This is a genomic window from Streptomyces sp. NPDC045026, from assembly GCF_056432625.1.
Window position 1 is genome coordinate 61,818 of sequence record NZ_JBWKIS010000023.1, and the last position, 16,201, is coordinate 78,018.

A 16,201-nucleotide genomic window follows, 5' to 3' on the forward strand; every position below is an offset into this window, starting at 1 on the left:
GAACACAGCACGACATCAGCACCACACAAGCACTGAGGAGCAACGTGAGTGGCAAGGGCGCACCCGAACTGTCCGTACGCAACTGCGGTGACCTGCGCGTCGCCGTCATCGCGGCACAGTGGCACGAGAAGGTGATGGACGGCCTCGTGGACGGCGCCCTGCGCGCCCTGCACGAGCTCGGCATCGACGAGCCGACCCTCCTGCGGGTACCGGGCAGCTTCGAACTCCCCGTCGTCGCCAAGGTCCTCGCGGGCCGCGGCTACGACGCGATCGTCGCCCTCGGCGTCGTCATCCGCGGCGGCACCCCGCACTTCGAGTACGTGTGCCAGGGCGTCACCATGGGGCTGACCCAGGTCACGATCGACACCGGTGTCCCCGTCGGCTTCGGCGTGCTGACCTGTGACACCGAGGAGCAGGCCCTCGACCGTGCCGGAATCGAGGGCTCGAACGAGGACAAGGGCCACGAGGCCGTCACGGCGGCCGTCGCCACCGCGGCCACACTGCGCTCGGTCAGCGAACCCTGGCGCTGAGTGGCCGGGCGTAACCCCGTAGTCTTAGGACCATCATGGCGAACAAAACCTTCGAAGAGCTCTTCGCCGAGCTTCAGCTCAAGGCCAAGAACGGCGACCCCGCGACGTCCCGCACCGCCGAACTGGTGGACAAGGGCGTCCATGCCATCGGCAAGAAGGTCGTCGAGGAGGCCGCCGAAGTCTGGATGGCCGCCGAGCACGAGGGCAAGGAGGCAGCTGCCGAGGAGATCTCGCAGCTGCTGTACCACGTCCAGGTGATGATGGTCGCCCGGGGAATCTCCCTCGACGACGTCTACGCCCACCTCTAGAGCCGACGCCCGGTTCACCGCCGCACCCGTCACACCTCTCTTTCACGACTCACACGCACTTTCACGCAAAGGAATCCGACCTCATGCTGCGCATCGCCGTCCCCAACAAGGGTTCACTGTCCGGACCTGCGTCGGCGATGCTCCATGAGGCCGGATACCAGCAGCGCAAGGAGTCCAAGGAGCTCGTCCTCGTCGACCCGGCCAACGAGGTGGAGTTCTTCTACCTGCGGCCCAAGGACATCGCGATCTACGTGTCGGCGGGCAAGCTCGACATCGGCATCACCGGCGAGGACCTGCTGATCGACTCCGGCGTCAACGCCGAGGTCATCCTGCCGCTCGGCTTCGCCCGCTCCACCTTCCGCTTCGCCGCCAAGCCGGGCACCGTGTCCGGCCTCGAAGACCTCGCGGGCAAGACGATCGCCACCTCCTACGAGGGCATCGTCGCCAAGCACCTCGCCGAGTCAGGCGTCGACGCGTCCGTCGTCCACCTCGACGGCGCCGTCGAGACGGCCATCGAGCTGGGTGTCGCCCAGGTCATCGCGGACGTCGTCGAGACCGGCACCTCCCTGCGCAACGCGGGCCTCGAGGTCTTCGGCGAACCGATCATGAAGTCCGAGGCCGTCGTGATCCGCCGCTCCGGCGCGGCCACGGAGGAGCCCAAGGTCCAGCAGTTCCTGCGCCGCCTCCAGGGCGTCCTCGTCGCCAGGACGTACGTGATGATGGACTACGACTGCCGCGCCGAGTTCCTGGAGAAGGCCGTGGCCCTGACCCCCGGTCTCGAATCGCCCACGATCTCGCCCCTGCACAACGAGGGCTGGGTCGCCGTCCGCGCGATGGTCCCCACCAAGGACGCCCAGCGCATCATGGACGACCTGTACGACCTCGGCGCGCGGGCCATCCTGACCACGGCCATCCACGCCTGCCGCCTCTGAGGACCGCCGTCATGTCCGAAGTCCCCACGCTGCCCGTCACCTTCCGGCCGGCCCGCACCCGGGCCGTCCTGCTCGGCCTCGGCGGAGCGATGTTCGTCACTCTCACGGCCATCGCCCTCATGCTGGGCGGCCTCAACCCCGGCGACCGCCTCACCTTCATCTTCACCGGGGCGCTCCTCGCCGGCGGCCTCGTCCTGCTCGCCCGGCCCAAGGTCGTGGCGGACGACGAGGGCGTCACCGTGGTGAACATCGCCCGCAGCCGCCGCCTGTCCTGGGCGGAGATCGTCCAGGTCACCCTGCGGCCCGGCGACCCCTGGGTGTTCCTCAACCTCAGCGACGGCACGAGCCTTGCGGTCATGGGCATCCAGCCCGCCATGGCCAAGGAGCGTGCCCTCGCCGACGCGCGTGCCCTGCGCGCCCTCACCGAGGCCCGTTCTGTGTTTTCGGGGGGATCCGGGCGATCCGGGGAACTTCAGGGCTGACTCAGGGCCGCACGCCCTGACGCTTCCACCCCTGTCTTGATTAATCTGGTGGCGGGCGCGCGCACATCGCCGCCCCGCCCCCGACGACGGGTCCGCCAGGGCCCCGGGGGTTTCCTGCTACCCGAGGAGTGACTCCCTCCGGCGATGGACGGTTCGTCCTGCAGTACATGCGCCGCCCCCTCCCGACCTAGCGCGACCGAATTGCGCTGTGTGTGCGCGGAGGCGGCGGCATGACCATCCCCTTGTTGCTCCTCGGAGCGGCATTCCTGCTGATCCTGGCCAACGGCTTCTTCGTGGCGGCCGAGTTCGGCCTCGTCACGGTGGAGCGCGCCGACGCCGAGAAGGCAGCGGCCGACGGCGACCGACGGGCCCGTACCGTCGTGAACGCCCTCAAGGAGCTGTCCTTCCAGCTCTCCGGCACCCAGCTCGGCATCACCATCACCTCGCTGGTCGTCGGCATGCTCGCCGAACCGGCGCTCGCGACGCTGCTCGCGGGGCCCTTCACCGCCGTCGGCATCCCGGAAGGAGCCGTCGGAGGCGTATCCGTCGTCGTCGGCATGCTGCTGGCCTCCGCGGTGCAGATGGTGATCGGCGAGCTGGTGCCGAAGAACTGGGCGGTGTCCAAGCCGCTCCAGGTCGCACGGTTCGTCGCGGGCCCCCAGCACGCGTTCTCGCGCCTCTTCCGGCCCGTGATCGCCCTGCTCAATGCCGTGGCCAACCGCGCAGTACGCGCCCTGGGCGTCGAGCCCGCCGACGAGCTGGCCTCGGCCCGCACCCCCGGCGAGCTCGTCTCCCTGGCCCGGCACTCCGCGCAGGCGGGCACCCTGGAGCAGGACACGGCGGACCTTTTCGTCCGCACCCTGTCCCTCGGGGAGCTCACCGCCCAGCACGTCATGACGCCGCGCGTGAAGGTCAGCGCGCTCCAGGCCTCGGCGACCGCCGAGGACGTCGTGAACCTCACGCGCGCCACCGGCCTCTCCCGCTTCCCGGTCTACCGCGAGCGGATCGACGAGATCGTCGGCATGGTGCACCTCAAGGACGCCCTCGCGGTGCCCGCGCACGACCGGCTGCGCACCCCCGTGAGCCGTATCGCGCAGGCCCCGCTGCTCGTCCCGGAGACGCTGCCCGTGCAGCCCCTCCTGGAGCGCCTGCGCAGCGAGCAGCCCATAGCCGTCGTCGTCGACGAGTACGGCGGTACGGCCGGGGTCGTGACCCTGGAGGACATCGTCGAGGAGCTCGTCGGTGAGGTCCGCGACGAGCACGACCGACTCGACCTGCCCGAGCTCGCGCTCGCCCCGTCCGAGGACGGCCGCCCCGCGTGGGACGCCGACGGCAGCTGCCGGGTCGACATCCTGCGCCGCATAGGCCTCGACGTCCCGGAAGGCCCGTACGAGACCGTCGCCGGTCTCGTCGCCGATCTGCTCGGCCGGATCCCGGCGCCCGGTGACCGGGCCGAGCTGCCCGGCTGGCGGCTCGCGGTGCGTCAGGTCGACCACTACCGCGCGGAGCGCGTCCGGATCGTACGGACAGCGGACGCCGTCCAGCTCGCGGAGGCGGCCCGATGAGCGCGCTCCAGCTCTTCTTCGCCCTCCTCCTCGTGCTGGCCAACGGTTTCTTCGTGGGCGCCGAGTTCGCCCTGGTCTCCGTGCGCCGCAGCCAGATCGAGCCGATCGACAACAAGCGGGCCCGACAGGTCCTGTACGGCCTGGAGCACCTGCCGCAGATGATGGCGGCGGCCCAGTTCGGCATCACCGTCTGCTCGTTGACGCTCGGCGCGGTCGCCGAGCCGACGGTCGCCCAGCTGCTGGAGCCGCTCTTCGAGGCGATGCACCTGCCCGAAGGAACGATCCACCCCCTCGGCTACGTCATCGCGCTCGCCGCCGTCGTCAGCCTCCACCTCGTCATCGGCGAGATGATCCCGAAGAACCTCGCGATGGCGGCGCCGGAGAAGACCGCGCTCTGGTTCAGCCCCGGCCTCGTCGCCTTCGCCCGGCTGTGCCGGCCGGTCACCATCGCCCTCGGCGCCTGTGCCCGGCTCGTGCTCAAGCTGTTCGGGGTCGAGCCGCGGGACGAGGTCGAGGCGGTCTTCACCAGCGTGCAGCTCGGCCGTCTCGTCGAGGACTCCGGACAGGCGGGGCTGCTCGAACCCGAGGCGCAGGAACGCCTGGGGGACGCCCTGGAGCTGGGCTCGCGCCCGGTCACCGACGTCCTGCTCGACCGGGCGTCCCTCGTCACGGTCGGCCCCTCGGTCACCCCCGGCCAGGTCATCGAGCTGACCGGCCGCACGGGCTACTCCCGTTTCCCCGTCTGCGCGGAGGGGGGCGCCTTCATGGGCTATCTGCATGTGAAGGACGTCCTCGACCTGATCGACTCCGCCGACCACGACCGCGCGGTGCCGCAGCAGATCTGGCGCCCCATGACGACGCTGCGCGCGGAACTCCCGCTCGACGACGCCCTGACGGTGATGCGCCGTGCCGCGACGCACCTGGCGCAGGTCGCCGACGCCTCGGGCCGGGTCCTCGGCCTGGTCGCCCTGGAGGACGTCCTGGAGATGCTCGTCGGCGAGGTCCGTGACCCCGCGCACCGGGACGCTCCGGCGCCCGGGACAAGGGTGGCGGAGCCGCGGGCCGAGGCGCCCGAGGAGGCGCTGGCCGGCTGACGGCACACGGCGAAGGGGCGGGTCCCGTTTCGGACCCGCCCCTTCGCCGTGTCACATCGCCGACGGATCCTGGGGCCCGCGCCCCGAGAGGACCTCGCCGTACGCCTGCATCAGATCGGGCAGCCGCAGCGTCGACAGATCGTCCCGCGTCGGTGTGGTCGCGTACCCCGTCAGCCGCAGGTCCCGGTAGGCGCACGACTTCTCGTACAGCGTCCGCAGGAACCTTCCGTTGCCGAGTTCGTCGATCCAGCCCTGGTCGACGACGTGTCCGCTGATGGAGCGCAGCTCGTCGAGGGCCTCCTCGTCCCACACGTCACCGTTCTCCCCGGCGAGCACCTCGCCGATCGCGGTGAGTTCGAGGGGCCGGTACGAGGGGAAGTCGACCCGCGTCGTGAAGCGCGAGGACAGTCCGGGGTTCGCCGCGAGGAGGCGGTCCATGCCCTCGGGGTAGCCCGCGAGGATCACCACGAGGTGGTCCCGGTTGTCCTCGGCGCGCTTGAGGAGAACCTGAAGCGCCTCGTCGCCGTACGCGTCGCCCTTGCCGTAGCCCGAGTTCGACAGGGCGTACGCCTCGTCGACGAACAGGACTCCGCCGATCGCCGAGTCGATCAGCTCGTTCGCCTTCACGGCCGTCTGGCCCAGATACTCGCCGACCAGGTCGGCCCGCTGAGCCTCCACGAGATGGTCGCCGCCGAGCAGCCCGAGCGCGTAGAAGACACGCCCCAGGATGCGGGCCACGGTGGTCTTGCCGGTGCCGGAGGGGCCCGAGAAGACGAAGTGCCGTTTCGGCGGCTGCACGGGCAGGCCCTGCCCGGCCCGCAGACGCGCCATGTTGAGTTGCGCCGAGAGCGCTTTCACCTGCCGCTTCACGGGTTCCAGGCCGACCATCCGCTCCAGCTCGGCGAGGGCCTCCTCGAGGAGCGCGGGGTCGGCGGGCCCGGCCGGCAGCTGCGGCGTGATCGGTACGACGGCCTTCTCGCGGACCGCGTCCGTCTCGGCGGGCACGGCGCCGGGCGGCGGCAGATCGGGCTCGCTCACCTTCAGGTCCCGGCCGTCGCCCTCGTACAAAGGATCCATCGACTCGGAGCCGTCCAGCACATCCTGGCCCAGCCCGGTCAGGGTGAGGGGACTGAGGTCCGTGCCGTCGCCGAAGTCGCCGTAGCCGTCGCTCTCGGCGATGGCCGCGAGGCGGGCCGAGGTGTCCATGAAGGCGGGGTCCACGCGGTGCACGGCCCGGTACAGGGGGAGCGCGGCGGCGGAGCGGCCGGTGCCCTCGTGCGCGCGGGCCAGCCAGTAGCGCAGCTCCTTGCGCTGGGGCTGCTCGCTCCGGCAGCGCATCAGCGCGGCGGACAGCAGCGGCTCTGCCTGCCCGTACATCTCCAGGCGCACCCGGGCCATCCCGCCGAAGAGCCCGGCCTCGATGCCGAGGAGCCCGTCGTCGAGCAGCGGGTCCGTGTGCCGGACCAGCTGCTCCCAGTCCTTGACGAGGTAGGCGCGGCAGGCGTGCAGGAACCGCACCTGCGGATCGGCGTCCACGCGCGGCAGCGTCGCCAACGCCCCGTCCAGGTCCGGGACATGGCGCCCGTCGAGCCAGTGCGACGCGTGCGCGAGCAGCAGATCGCGCGGCCGCTCCAGGACGGGCTGCACCCACCAGCCGAGCCAGTACCAGGAGTTGAGGGTGCGCCGGTGCCGCGTGCGCTGCTCGCCGAACCGGTCGCGGTGCCGGAACATGCGCAGCAGCGCCGTCGTCGTGTCGATGCGTAAGGCGTGCAGCCCGAGCCAGCCGTCGGCCATGCCGGGATCCATCCGGACCGCGGCCCGGAACTCCTCCTCGGCCTGCGGATAGGCGCCCATGGTGTAGGCGTCCACGCCACGCACCCAGGCGAGGTCGGCCGGGCCGGGCGAGCCCTGTGTGCCGAAGTCCATCACGTCCCCCACAAACCGTGCCCCCGTGGTGCTCCGCCGGGCCGGTGCCCGCCGGCTCCTGCGCCGAACCGATGTGCTGTGGACGGGAGTTGTCACGGTGCGGACCGCGAGCCGTCCGTAGGCCGCACCGAAAGGCATCGTACCTGCGCAGGAGTCGTCGGCCGAGGGCGCCGCAGGGCCGGATCCGGGAGGGGCGGCGCAGGTGGGGGCGGGGCCGGACGGTGACCGAGGGTGAACGAATCGGGGCTCAACGCACCCCTGAAAGGGTGAACAGGGCAGAACGAAGCCCCCGATCACGGGGGAACAACCGGGGGCTTCGCGTCTGCCGGCGACCCCGTAAGGCCGCACATTCAGAACGTAAGTCCTGTACGGCCCCTCGGTCAAGCCGAGTTGAGGCACTCGCGGAAACTGGCGGAAGGCGGCTCAGGAGGGGGCAGCGCGCTGCCGACCGACCCTCACGGTGAGTGACGGAAGGCGTCGGAAGTCAGGCCCCGGGAGGTGCCTGACGTGCCTCGTAGCCCTCTGGACACTCACGTACCAATGTCTGCGCGAAGGGGCGCGAAGGGTCGTCGGCGAAGTGCGCGCGCTCCGCACGGATCCAACCGTCCCAGAATTCGCGCTGCGCCGGTCCGTCCCGTCGCCGCCCCCGTTCCCAGGACACCTCGGTGGGCATGTCCATCCACAACAGCCGCGCCAGGAAGGGCCGTACGGCGCGTCGGCCCGCGCCCACGCCCTCCATCAGCACCACGGGCGCCGGCGCCAGGGCGCGCGGTGTGCCGAAGCGCCGGGTGTTCCAGTCGTACGGCTCGTACCGGGCGCTCTCGCCGCGGGAGAGCGGATCGACGACCTGCTCGCGCAGCCGCGCCGTCCAGTCGAAGAGGGCGTCGTGGCTGGCGAGATCGTCGAGGTGCAGGACGGGCGCCTGCCCGAGTGCCTCGGCGAGCCGGGCGGCGAACGTCGACTTGCCGGAGCCCGCATGGCCGTCGACGGCGATCAGCCGGACCGGCCCGCACGAGGGCGGCAGGGCGCGCAGGGTCGCGGCGAGCCGGGGGAGCGGCAGGTGCTGGAAGGTCATCGCCCGCAAGGGTACGGGAGGCGCCCGGCCGGTTTCCCGCGCGCCGCCGCAGGTCATGCCAGTGGTACAGGCCAATATTGGTAGTGACGACCGGACCGGAAACGCTGGTGGAAGTCAGCGGGTACCGGCCATAGTTGGCGCACTGTCGTGCACCTCACCCGCCCCTTTACGGATATCTCGTCGACTGGGGGAGCCCCGCCCATGACCCGACCCGAACCTCTGTCCCGCAGAACCCTGCTCACCGCCGCCGCGGCCACCGCGGGCGTCGCCGCGCTCGCCACGACCGCGGGTCCCGCCGTCGCCGACACCGGCGCACCCGCGCGAGCTCACGCGGCCCCGCGCCTCGTGGACAACCACGCCTGGACCTCGCACACGGACTGGCGCTCCGGAACGGCGGCCGGCACCCGCGCGGTCGCCGGGTCCCGCCCCGGGCTCACGCTCGCGACCCCCGAGGGCCGCACCGACTACACGGATCCGCACACGGGCAAGACCGCCACCTGGGAGTACGGCCGGTGGACCTCCCCGGCGCACCGCCTGTCGGTGCCGGCCACGGAGGTCATCGCCTCCTGGAACGCGCGGACACCGGCCGGCACCTGGATCCAGATCGAGCTCCAGGGCACGTACTCCGACGGCGCGGCGACGCCCTGGTACGTGATGGGCCGCTGGGCCGCCGGCGACCAGGACATCCGGCGGACCTCCGTCGACGACCAGTCGGACGGCAAGTCCAGCATCTGGACGGACACCTTCTCCATCGACGACGCGGCCTCGGGCCTGCGCCTCGTCTCCTACCGTCTGCGCCTGACCCTGTACCGCGCCCCGGGCTCCAAGGCCGCGCCCCTCGTGTGGCGGCTCGGCGCCATGGGCTCCGACGTCCCCGACCGCTTCTCGGTCCCGGCCTCTAAGCCGGGGCTCGCCAAGGAGCTGGCCGTTCCGCGCTACTCGCAGAGCATCCACGCGGGCCAGTACCCCGAGTACGACAACGGCGGCGAGGCCTGGTGCAGCCCCACGTCCTCGCAGATGATCGTCGAATACTGGGGCCGCGAGCCCTCCTCGGGCGACCTTTCCTGGGTCAACCCGGACTACGCCGACCCGCAGGTCTGCCACGCGGCCCGCTACACGTACGACTACCAGTACGAGGGCTGCGGGAACTGGCCCTTCAACGCGGCCTACGCGGCGACGTACAAGGATCTTCAGGGAGTCGTCACGCGGCTCGGCTCGCTCGGTGATCTGGAGACCCTGATCGCGGCGGGGATCCCGGCCATAACGTCTCAGTCGTTCCTCAAGGAGGAGCTGACGGGCGCGGGTTACGGGACGTCCGGACACCTCATGACGGTGATCGGCTTCACCGCGGACGGCGACGTGATCGCCAACGACCCGGCGTCGCCGAGTGACACGGCCGTGCGCCGCGTCTACAAGAGGGCCGAGTGGGAAAAAATCTGGCTCCGTACCAAGAGGTACAACGCCAGTGGCAGCGTCGTGTCCGGCACCGGCGGCGTCTGCTACCTGTACTTCCCGGCTCACCCGACCCCGAAGCAGCGCAGCGCGCTCCAGGCGGTCGGTGTCCGCTGAGGAACCTGCCACGGCCCCTCCCGGCGTGTCCGGGAGGGGCCGTGGCGTGCCGCGTTCCGAAGCGGTGCGTGACCAAGCTCTCGCCCACAGGCGGTCGCGGCGGTGGCATGGTGGACGGGTCAGTGGGGGGATGCCACTGCCGGACGACCTCAGCGAGATGCCATGACCGCGACCACCGCCACGAACCGCGCCGCCCGGACCCGCACCGGCGGCCCCAAGGACAACGGGCCCAAGATCCTTGAGCACGTCCTCGGCTGGACCTTCGTCGTGGTCCTCGCCATGTTCGTCACGCAGGCCGGACTGATGTGACCGGGCTCTCCCCGGCGCCCGGCTCGACGCGCCAGTGCCGGTCCGGGAGCCCCACGAGCCCGTAGAGCCATCGCACGGGAGAGCGCCGGGGCAACAGGACGAGCCCCGCGAGCACCGCGAACAGCGGCAGCCCGGCCCAGGCCCCCGCCAGCCGCACCAGGACGCTCGCGGCCAGCGCCCCGGCGAACGGCAGCCCGTACACACCGGCCCCCGCGATCGCCACCGCGACCACCCGGGGCACCCCGCGGTCCTCGTCCGCGCCGGGCAGTGCCCATCCCTCGACGAGCCAGCCGATCTCCGTCAGGAGCATCGTGCCGATCACGGCCGCACCGAGGACGAGCAGCGCGAGAAACGTGCCGGACGTCAGGAAGTCGAGCACGTGATTGACCACGCTGTCCCGCGGCCAGTGCGTGAAGTCGTCGGCGCCGGGGGACAGGAACCGCTCGTAGCCCCGCCCGTCCCAGCCGTGGATCAGCGTCCCGAACAGCAGGAAGTAGCCGCCCACGCACTGGAGGTACGCCCAGTACCCCGCGCCGACCAGGACGAGTGCCTGTGCCGCGAGGAACCCGAGCACGGCGCCGACCGGGATCCCGCCCGCGTACAGCAGCACGAACCCGGCCCACACGCCCCCGTGGCCGCCTGCCACGTGCATGGTCGCCCACGACGGGTTCTGCCAGAGCAGGAAGAGGCCCGTCGGCACCAGCAGGACCGACGCGAACGCGAGGGTCAGTGTGAGGTACGGGTTCGCCGCCCGGCTGCGTGTACGCGGGCCCTCACTCGCGTTCAGCCTTTCCCACACCTGGAGTTGACGCCCCGCGGACAGCGCGAAGGTGGCGCCCGCGCCGTACGCCCAGAACAGGGCCGCCTGGATCTCGATCACGGCCGCGCCCCCAGGGTCAGCCCGCCCGCCACGATGGAGTCGGAGGTCACCAGGGCCTGTTCGGCGTCGACGTCCGTCATGAAGACGAACGGCGGCACGACGGGCGGCACCGGCAGCCGGTCCGGCGTGAAGGTCAGGCAGAGCATGCCCTCCAGGCAGCCGCTGAACTTCGTCAGATAGAGCGTCACTTTGCCGATGAGATCCAACGTGTCGGCGCCCAGGGCGAGTTCTCGGCTGCCGTCACGGGTGCTCAGCCGGTAGTCGGTCAGTGAGGCGGCGTCCATGCGCAGGACCATCACCTTCAGCGGGCCGTCGGCCGTGGGGACGGTACGGACACCGGCGAGGAGAAAGCCCTTGGGGGCGAAGAGTGTCGTGGTCACGGTCGGCGGGGTGCGCGCCGCCGTGATGCCACCCGCGTCGGCCGCCCGCGCCGGGTTCCCGTGCAGCGACGCGCCGATGATCACGACGGGCAGCAGCACGGCGAGCGTATGGGTGCCCTGGTGGTCGCGTACTTTCGTCCGCCCCGCCGTCTCCTCCGGCGTGGGCGTCCAGCCGAATCCCATCGCGCTGCCCACGATCCCGAGGACCATGCCGGCGAGGAACCCTCCGAGGTTCGTCGCCGCGAACGAAAGGACGGACAGGATCAGGGCGTTGAGGCTGACGTAGTGGCGGGTGTGCGGCAGCAGCCAGAGGAAGCCGCCCGCGACGACCAGGGCGATCCCGATGCCGATCGCCGCGATCCCGCCGAGCCCCAGGCTGACCAGGACCGTCAGCGGGGACAACGGCACGAGCAGGAGTTCGGTGCCGCCGAGGATGAGCAGCAGCCCCGCCCAGAACGGCCGCGTCCTGCGCCACTCGCGCACCACCCGGCGCAGGTCTCTCAGCGGCAGCCGGTCGTCCAGCCGTCTGTCCAGCCATCCGTCCCTCAGAAGCACTTCTTGCCGCCGATGCTCACATCGACCTTCATGCCCCGGAGCCGGAAGTTCCCGCCGGTCGCGGACCAGGCGTGCGACCTGACCCCGGCGACCTCGATGCCGCGCGCCTGGAGCCCGAACTTGCCGCGCTCGCCCCGGACTCCGTTCACCGCGTCCAGGGTGGAGGCGTCGCGCCCGATCTCCGCCGTGCCGAACCGGGCGTCGCCCACCAGGTCCTCGCCGTCGATGACGAGATTGCTCGCGGTGACCTGGCCCGCGTCACCGCCCGCCGTCAGCTTGAACACGACTGTTCCGACAGGGGTCTTGACCTCCGCCGCCTGGCAGATGTCGCTCAGTGTCGCGTTTCCGATCCCGAGGAGCGCCACGGGGTGGCCCTTGCCGTCGACGTCCCGGTCCGTCTGGACGTACGAGGAGAGCCCCTGACTCTTCAGATTGCCCGAGGAGACCTGGAAGCTGGTGCCGGAGACGGCGAACGACGCGGCGAGCGCGCCCTGCGCCATCACGGAGGCCATCGTGCCGACCGCGAGGACCGCCGGCAGTGCCACGACTGCCGTCTTCTTCCAGTTGGTTCTGCCGTGCCGGTGTGCTTCGCTCACTGTTCCTCCCGTACATCGTCCGCATGCGCGGGGAGCGCGCGGGAAAGGGGGAGTGCGTGGGAAGGTTCGAACCGCGGGTGTCCCGTCGGCAGTTGGAGACTAGGGCGGAAATTGAATAATAGTCAACAGCGCGGTGCGGACCCCGGTCTCGCGCGCCCGCAGGCGCGCGGCACCGACCGGTCCGTGGCGCGCCGCGCCGAACTCATCACCATCGGGCGGAAGTTGTTCGCCGACACGTCCTACGACGCGCTGTCGATGGACGACATCGCCCGGCAGGCCGGCGTCGCCAAGGGGCTGATCTACTACTACTTCAAGTCGAAGCGCGGCTACTACCTCGCGATCGTGGAGGAGTCCGTCACCGACCTGGTCGCGCGTGCGGGCGGCGTCGGCGACCTCGCGCCCGTGGACCGCGTGCACCGCACCATCGACGGCTATCTCCGCTACGCCGAGCACCACCAGGCGGCGTACCGCACCATCATCAGCGGTGGCGTCGGCTTCGACGCCGAGGTGCACGCCATACGGGACGGGGTGCGCGAGGCGATGATCGCCGCCATCGCCGAGGGCGCGTACGGGCGCAGCGACATTCCCCGGGTCGCGCGGATGGCGCTGCTCGGCTGGCTGTGCAGCGTCGAGGGGGTCACGCTCGACTGGATCGGCGAGCGCAGGCCCGCCAGGGACACGGTGCGCGAACTCCTGGTGCGCCTGCTCGGCGAGACCCTGCGCGTCATCGAGGAGTTCGAACCGGACTGCCCGGCGCCCGCTCGGCCCTGACGCGACGCGCGAAGGGGCGGGGGACGCCGCGCATCCCCCGCCCCAAGTACCTTGTGTGAACTGCTAGTTGACCGACTTGATCAGCTCGCCGTTCGTCGTGTCACCGCTGAGCTCCCAGAGGAAGGTGCCGCCGAGGCCCTGCTGGTTCTTGTAGTCCATCTTCCCGGCGATGGTGGCCGGGGTGTCGTAGCTCCACCAGTTGTTGCCGCAGTAGGCGTAGGCGGTGCCGCCGACCGTGCCCGTCGCCGGGCACTTCGACTTGAGCTCCTTGTAGTCGTCGATGCCCTGCTCGTACTTGCCTGCCGCCGGGCCCGTCGCCGTGCCGCCGGGCGCCGCCTGCGTGACGCCGGTCCAGCCGCGCCCGTAGAAGCCGATGCCGAGGAGCAGCTTCGATGCCGGGACGCCGAGTCCCTTGAGCTTGGTGATGGTGGCGTCGGTGTTGTAGCCCGCCTTCGGGATGCCGCTGTACGAGGTCAGGGGCGAGTGCGGGGCGGTCGGCCCCTGCGCGTCCCAGGCCCCGAAGAAGTCGTACGTCATCGGGTTGTACCAGTCGACGTACTGGGCGGCGCCGGCGTAGTCGGTGGCGTCGATCTTGCCGCCGTCGGAGGCGTCGGCCGGGATCGCGGACGTGACCAGCGCGCTGGAGCCGAACTTCGAACGCAGGGCGCTCATCACGTTCTTGTAGGCGTCGCGCCCACTCGTGTCGCAGGTCAGGCCACAGGCGTTCGGGTACTCCCAGTCGATGTCGATGCCGTCGAAGACATCGGCCCACTTGGAGTTCTCGACCAGGTCGTAGCAGGACTGGGCGAAACCGGCCGGGTCCTTGGCCGCGTCGGTGAAGCCGCCGGACCAGGTCCAGCCACCGAAGGACCAGAGGACCTTGAGGTTCGGGTGCAGCTTCTTCAGCTTGAGCAGCTGATTGAAGTTGCCGCGCAGCGGCTGGTCCCAGGTGTCGGCGACGCCGTCCACGGCCTGGTCGGCGGTGTACGCCTTGTCGGTCGCGGCGTACGAGTCGCCCATCGCGCACTTGCCGCCGGTGACGTTGCCGAAGGCGTAGTTGATGTGCGTGAGCTTGTCGGCCGAGCCCGACGTCTCGATGTTCTTGACGTGGTAGTTCCGGTCGTAGACACCCCATTCGGTGAAGTAGCCGACGACCTTCGAACCGGCCGCGGCTGCCTGGGGGCCGACCTCGTTCTGCGCTGTGGCGGTGCCGGCGGAGGCGAGCAGTCCGGCGCCGAGAACGGCACAACACGCGGCGGACAGGAGCGCCCGGAAGGGGGCGCGGGGACGGTGCGGTCTGAGCATCGTGTCTCCTCGTGGGGGAGGGGAGCGTGGGGGGATTTGCTGTGGACCTCGGGGGCGTCGTCACGCGATCTGTCCGTGTCACGAGTCTTTGGCATGAACGCGTTAAGACGTTGCAGGGAACCTTAGGAGGACTAGACCAGTGGGGTCAATGGTGCGGACCAATGTGCTCGGCTCCCGGCGTGGACCCCGGGGGTCGTCGGTGAGGGCTCCGGACCGCTCCCGGCCGCCCCGCCGCCGTCTTTTCGGTATCTTTGAAGTAAGCGGTCGTTAACTGGTGACTGGCCGCCGTCGAACGGGCATACTCAACGGGCCGCAGCCGCTGGTCAGCGCCCGTCCGAGACCCGGAGGGGAGCCCTCGGCGGCGGCTCGAACATGGCGCCGCCGCACCACCCCGCGCGCGACCGCCGCAGTGCCCGACAGGGAGGAGAGCGTCGATATGCCCGACCGCGCCCCGCAGCCGGTGGACCGTCAACTGCCCACGGACGAGGCCCGGGATCTGTTCTCGCTCGTACGTGAACTCGTGCTGCGCGAGATCGCCCCGAGCGCGGCCGAGGAGGAGGACGCCGGACGCTTCCCGCGCGAGACGTTCGCACTGCTCTCCGAGTCGGGCCTGCTCGGCCTCCCCTACGACTCCGACTTCGGCGGTGGCGACCAGCCGTACGAGGTCTACCTCCAGGTACTGGAGGAGCTCGCCGCCGCCCGGCTCACCGTCGGCCTCGGCGTCAGCGTCCACTCGCTGGCCTGTCACGCACTGGCCAATTTCGGCACCAAGGAGCAGCGGGTCGAGCATCTGCCCGCCATGCTCGGCGGCGGCCTGCTCGGCGCGTACTGCCTCTCCGAGCCGTCCTCGGGATCCGACGCCGCGTCCCTGCGGACCAAGGCGGTCCGCGAAGGCGACAACTGGGTGATCACGGGCACCAAGGCCTGGATCACGCACGGCGGCGTCGCCGATTTCTACACCGTTCTGGCGCGCACCGGCGGCGAGGGGGCGCGTGGCATCACCGCGTTCCTGGTCCCGGGAGACGCCGAGGGGCTGAGCGCGGCGGCGCCCGAGAAGAAGATGGGGATGAAGGGCTCGCCCACCGCGCAGGTCCACTTCGACGGGGTGCGGGTGAGCGACGCGCGCCGGATCGGCGACGAGGGGCAGGGCTTCGCGATCGCTCTGTCCGCCCTCGATTCGGGGCGGCTCGGCATCGCGGCCTGCGCCATAGGCGTGGCGCAGGCGGCCCTCGACGAGGCGGTCGCGTACGCCAGGGAGCGCGAGCAGTTCGGACGGCCCGTCGCCGACTTCCAGGGCCTGCGCTTCATGCTCGCCGACATGGCCACGCAGATCGAGGCCGGCCGGGCGCTGTATCTGACGGCGGCCCGCCTGCGCGACGCGGGCCGGCCCTTCTCCAAGCAGGCCGCGATGGCCAAGCTGATGTGCTCGGACACGGCGATGAAGGTCACCACGGACGCCGTCCAGGTGCTCGGGGGGTACGGCTACACGGCCGACTTCCCGGCCGAGCGCTACATGCGTGAGGCGAAGGTGCTCCAGATCGTGGAGGGCACCAATCAGATCCAGCGCATGGTCATCGCCCGGCACCTCGCCGGTCCTGAAAGTCGCTGAACTGCCCCGTTCTGACCGGGGGCGCCACCAGCCGGGTCCACTCCGGATCGTGGTGTCCCGGCAGGGTCTTGCCGCGGTCGGCCCAGTGGCTGACCAGTGCGCGGTAGATGGGCGGGTCCTGGGGCGCGGGGCGCTCCGGGGGCGGCGGCTGCGGAACCGATTCTGCGGTGGCGGGGACCAGGAGGCGACGGCGACGGCCGGTGGCGGTCTGCGTAAGGGGCATGCCGGACCAACGCGCCCGCGCCGAACAGGTCACCGTCCGGGACATGGGGGCGTGAGTTCTAGGGCCTTTCGTTTGGATCAGGCTGGATCAGA

The 16,201-nt window shown here is 70.9% G+C and carries 16 protein-coding genes; 10 read left to right on the forward strand and 6 right to left on the reverse strand.

Annotation, left to right across the window (positions count from 1 at the left end; all coding sequences use genetic code 11):
* Window positions 1-44 precede the first annotated feature (44 nt).
* The 6 genes from ribH (at window position 45) to AC07EJ_RS34465 (ending at window position 4,911) form a co-directional block, all read left to right on the forward strand.
* Window positions 45-530, forward strand: coding sequence for a 6,7-dimethyl-8-ribityllumazine synthase (gene ribH / locus AC07EJ_RS34440; RefSeq protein ID WP_100597452.1), 486 nt, complete (start codon window positions 45-47; stop codon window positions 528-530).
* 35 nt (window positions 531-565) lie between these two features.
* Window positions 566-838, forward strand: a complete 273-nt coding sequence (locus tag AC07EJ_RS34445) for a phosphoribosyl-ATP diphosphatase (RefSeq protein ID WP_100597453.1) — start codon at window positions 566-568, stop codon at window positions 836-838.
* A gap of 83 nt (window positions 839-921) precedes the next feature.
* Window positions 922-1,770 carry an ATP phosphoribosyltransferase gene (hisG, locus tag AC07EJ_RS34450; RefSeq protein ID WP_389487236.1) on the forward strand — a complete coding sequence of 283 codons (849 nt, stop codon included), beginning with the start codon at window positions 922-924 and terminating at the stop codon, window positions 1,768-1,770.
* An 11-nt stretch (window positions 1,771-1,781) separates the two neighbouring features.
* Window positions 1,782-2,252: a PH domain-containing protein gene (locus AC07EJ_RS34455; protein ID WP_389487237.1), complete on the forward strand. Its 471-nt coding sequence runs from the start codon at window positions 1,782-1,784 to the stop codon at window positions 2,250-2,252.
* A gap of 230 nt (window positions 2,253-2,482) precedes the next feature.
* The gene (locus tag AC07EJ_RS34460; RefSeq protein ID WP_478885724.1) at window positions 2,483-3,817 is read left to right on the forward strand and encodes a hemolysin family protein; all 1,335 of its coding nucleotides are present in this window, start codon (window positions 2,483-2,485) and stop codon (window positions 3,815-3,817) included.
* Entirely contained in the window at window positions 3,814-4,911 is a 1,098-nt protein-coding gene (locus AC07EJ_RS34465; RefSeq protein WP_389487241.1) for a hemolysin family protein, read from the forward strand. Before AC07EJ_RS34460 ends, AC07EJ_RS34465 begins: the two co-directional genes overlap by 4 nt.
* 51 nt (window positions 4,912-4,962) lie before the next feature.
* Here the strand turns inward: AC07EJ_RS34465 and AC07EJ_RS34470 are convergent, their stop codons facing one another.
* Both AC07EJ_RS34470 and AC07EJ_RS34475 read right to left on the reverse strand, forming a co-directional pair.
* Entirely contained in the window at window positions 4,963-6,837 is a 1,875-nt protein-coding gene (locus AC07EJ_RS34470) for an AAA family ATPase (RefSeq protein ID WP_389487243.1), read from the reverse strand.
* A gap of 484 nt (window positions 6,838-7,321) precedes the next feature.
* On the reverse strand, window positions 7,322-7,912 hold the full coding sequence (locus AC07EJ_RS34475; protein WP_389487245.1) for a uridine kinase family protein: 591 nt from the start codon (window positions 7,910-7,912) through the stop codon (window positions 7,322-7,324).
* Window positions 7,913-8,113: 201 nt separating this feature from the next.
* On the opposite strand from AC07EJ_RS34475, the gene AC07EJ_RS34480 reads away from it, so the two are divergent.
* On the forward strand, window positions 8,114-9,481 hold the full coding sequence (locus AC07EJ_RS34480) for a peptidase C39 family protein (protein ID WP_389487247.1): 1,368 nt from the start codon (window positions 8,114-8,116) through the stop codon (window positions 9,479-9,481).
* 162 nt (window positions 9,482-9,643) lie between these two features.
* Window positions 9,644-9,790 carry an SCO1431 family membrane protein gene (locus AC07EJ_RS34485; protein WP_107489218.1) on the forward strand — a complete coding sequence of 49 codons (147 nt, stop codon included), beginning with the start codon at window positions 9,644-9,646 and terminating at the stop codon, window positions 9,788-9,790.
* Here the strand turns inward: AC07EJ_RS34485 and AC07EJ_RS34490 are convergent.
* Genes AC07EJ_RS34490 through AC07EJ_RS34500 form a run of 3 tightly spaced genes read right to left on the reverse strand, consistent with a single transcriptional unit; the run spans window position 9,768 to window position 12,117 of the window.
* Complete coding sequence (locus tag AC07EJ_RS34490; protein WP_389487249.1) at window positions 9,768-10,670, reverse strand: hypothetical protein; 903 nt, start codon at window positions 10,668-10,670, stop codon at window positions 9,768-9,770. The two genes, AC07EJ_RS34485 and AC07EJ_RS34490, sit on opposite strands and share 23 nt — an antisense overlap.
* Window positions 10,667-11,599 carry a DUF6114 domain-containing protein gene (locus AC07EJ_RS34495; protein ID WP_478885742.1) on the reverse strand — a complete coding sequence of 311 codons (933 nt, stop codon included), beginning with the start codon at window positions 11,597-11,599 and terminating at the stop codon, window positions 10,667-10,669. The genes AC07EJ_RS34490 and AC07EJ_RS34495 overlap by 4 nt, the downstream gene beginning before the upstream one ends.
* The gene (locus AC07EJ_RS34500) at window positions 11,596-12,117 is read right to left on the reverse strand and encodes a DUF6230 family protein (protein ID WP_389487270.1); all 522 of its coding nucleotides are present in this window, start codon (window positions 12,115-12,117) and stop codon (window positions 11,596-11,598) included. The genes AC07EJ_RS34495 and AC07EJ_RS34500 overlap by 4 nt, the downstream gene beginning before the upstream one ends.
* 195 nt (window positions 12,118-12,312) lie before the next feature.
* On the opposite strand from AC07EJ_RS34500, the gene AC07EJ_RS34505 reads away from it, so the two are divergent.
* A complete protein-coding gene (locus AC07EJ_RS34505) occupies window positions 12,313-12,972 on the forward strand; it encodes a TetR/AcrR family transcriptional regulator (protein WP_389487250.1) in 660 nt (219 codons plus the stop codon).
* A 63-nt stretch (window positions 12,973-13,035) separates the two neighbouring features.
* Here the strand turns inward: AC07EJ_RS34505 and AC07EJ_RS34510 are convergent, their stop codons facing one another.
* The gene (locus AC07EJ_RS34510) at window positions 13,036-14,277 is read right to left on the reverse strand and encodes a glycoside hydrolase family 18 protein (protein ID WP_393586106.1); all 1,242 of its coding nucleotides are present in this window, start codon (window positions 14,275-14,277) and stop codon (window positions 13,036-13,038) included.
* A gap of 436 nt (window positions 14,278-14,713) precedes the next feature.
* Between AC07EJ_RS34510 and AC07EJ_RS34515 the strand changes: the two genes are divergently transcribed.
* The gene (locus AC07EJ_RS34515) at window positions 14,714-15,886 is read left to right on the forward strand and encodes an acyl-CoA dehydrogenase family protein (RefSeq protein ID WP_389487254.1); all 1,173 of its coding nucleotides are present in this window, start codon (window positions 14,714-14,716) and stop codon (window positions 15,884-15,886) included.
* Window positions 15,887-16,201: the final 315 nt, after the last annotated feature.

Excerpts from the sequence above, each read along its gene's own strand:
- hisG (WP_389487236.1), top strand. The coding sequence starts at position 922 with ATGCTGCGCATCGCCGTCCCCAACAAGGGTTCACTGTCCGGACCTGCG.
- AC07EJ_RS34515 (WP_389487254.1), top strand. The coding sequence starts at position 14,714 with ATGCCCGACCGCGCCCCGCAGCCGGTGGACCGTCAACTGCCCACGGAC.
- AC07EJ_RS34460 (WP_478885724.1), top strand. The coding sequence starts at position 2,483 with ATGACCATCCCCTTGTTGCTCCTCGGAGCGGCATTCCTGCTGATCCTG.
- AC07EJ_RS34445 (WP_100597453.1), top strand. The coding sequence starts at position 566 with ATGGCGAACAAAACCTTCGAAGAGCTCTTCGCCGAGCTTCAGCTCAAG.
- AC07EJ_RS34455 (WP_389487237.1), top strand. The coding sequence starts at position 1,782 with ATGTCCGAAGTCCCCACGCTGCCCGTCACCTTCCGGCCGGCCCGCACC.
- AC07EJ_RS34485 (WP_107489218.1), top strand. The coding sequence starts at position 9,644 with ATGACCGCGACCACCGCCACGAACCGCGCCGCCCGGACCCGCACCGGC.
- AC07EJ_RS34500 (WP_389487270.1), bottom strand. The coding sequence starts at position 12,117 with ATGGCCTCCGTGATGGCGCAGGGCGCGCTCGCCGCGTCGTTCGCCGTC.
- AC07EJ_RS34470 (WP_389487243.1), bottom strand. The coding sequence starts at position 6,837 with ATGGACTTCGGCACACAGGGCTCGCCCGGCCCGGCCGACCTCGCCTGG.
- AC07EJ_RS34510 (WP_393586106.1), bottom strand. The coding sequence starts at position 14,277 with ATGCTCAGACCGCACCGTCCCCGCGCCCCCTTCCGGGCGCTCCTGTCC.
- AC07EJ_RS34480 (WP_389487247.1), top strand. The coding sequence starts at position 8,114 with ATGACCCGACCCGAACCTCTGTCCCGCAGAACCCTGCTCACCGCCGCC.
- AC07EJ_RS34465 (WP_389487241.1), top strand. The coding sequence starts at position 3,814 with ATGAGCGCGCTCCAGCTCTTCTTCGCCCTCCTCCTCGTGCTGGCCAAC.
- AC07EJ_RS34475 (WP_389487245.1), bottom strand. The coding sequence starts at position 7,912 with ATGACCTTCCAGCACCTGCCGCTCCCCCGGCTCGCCGCGACCCTGCGC.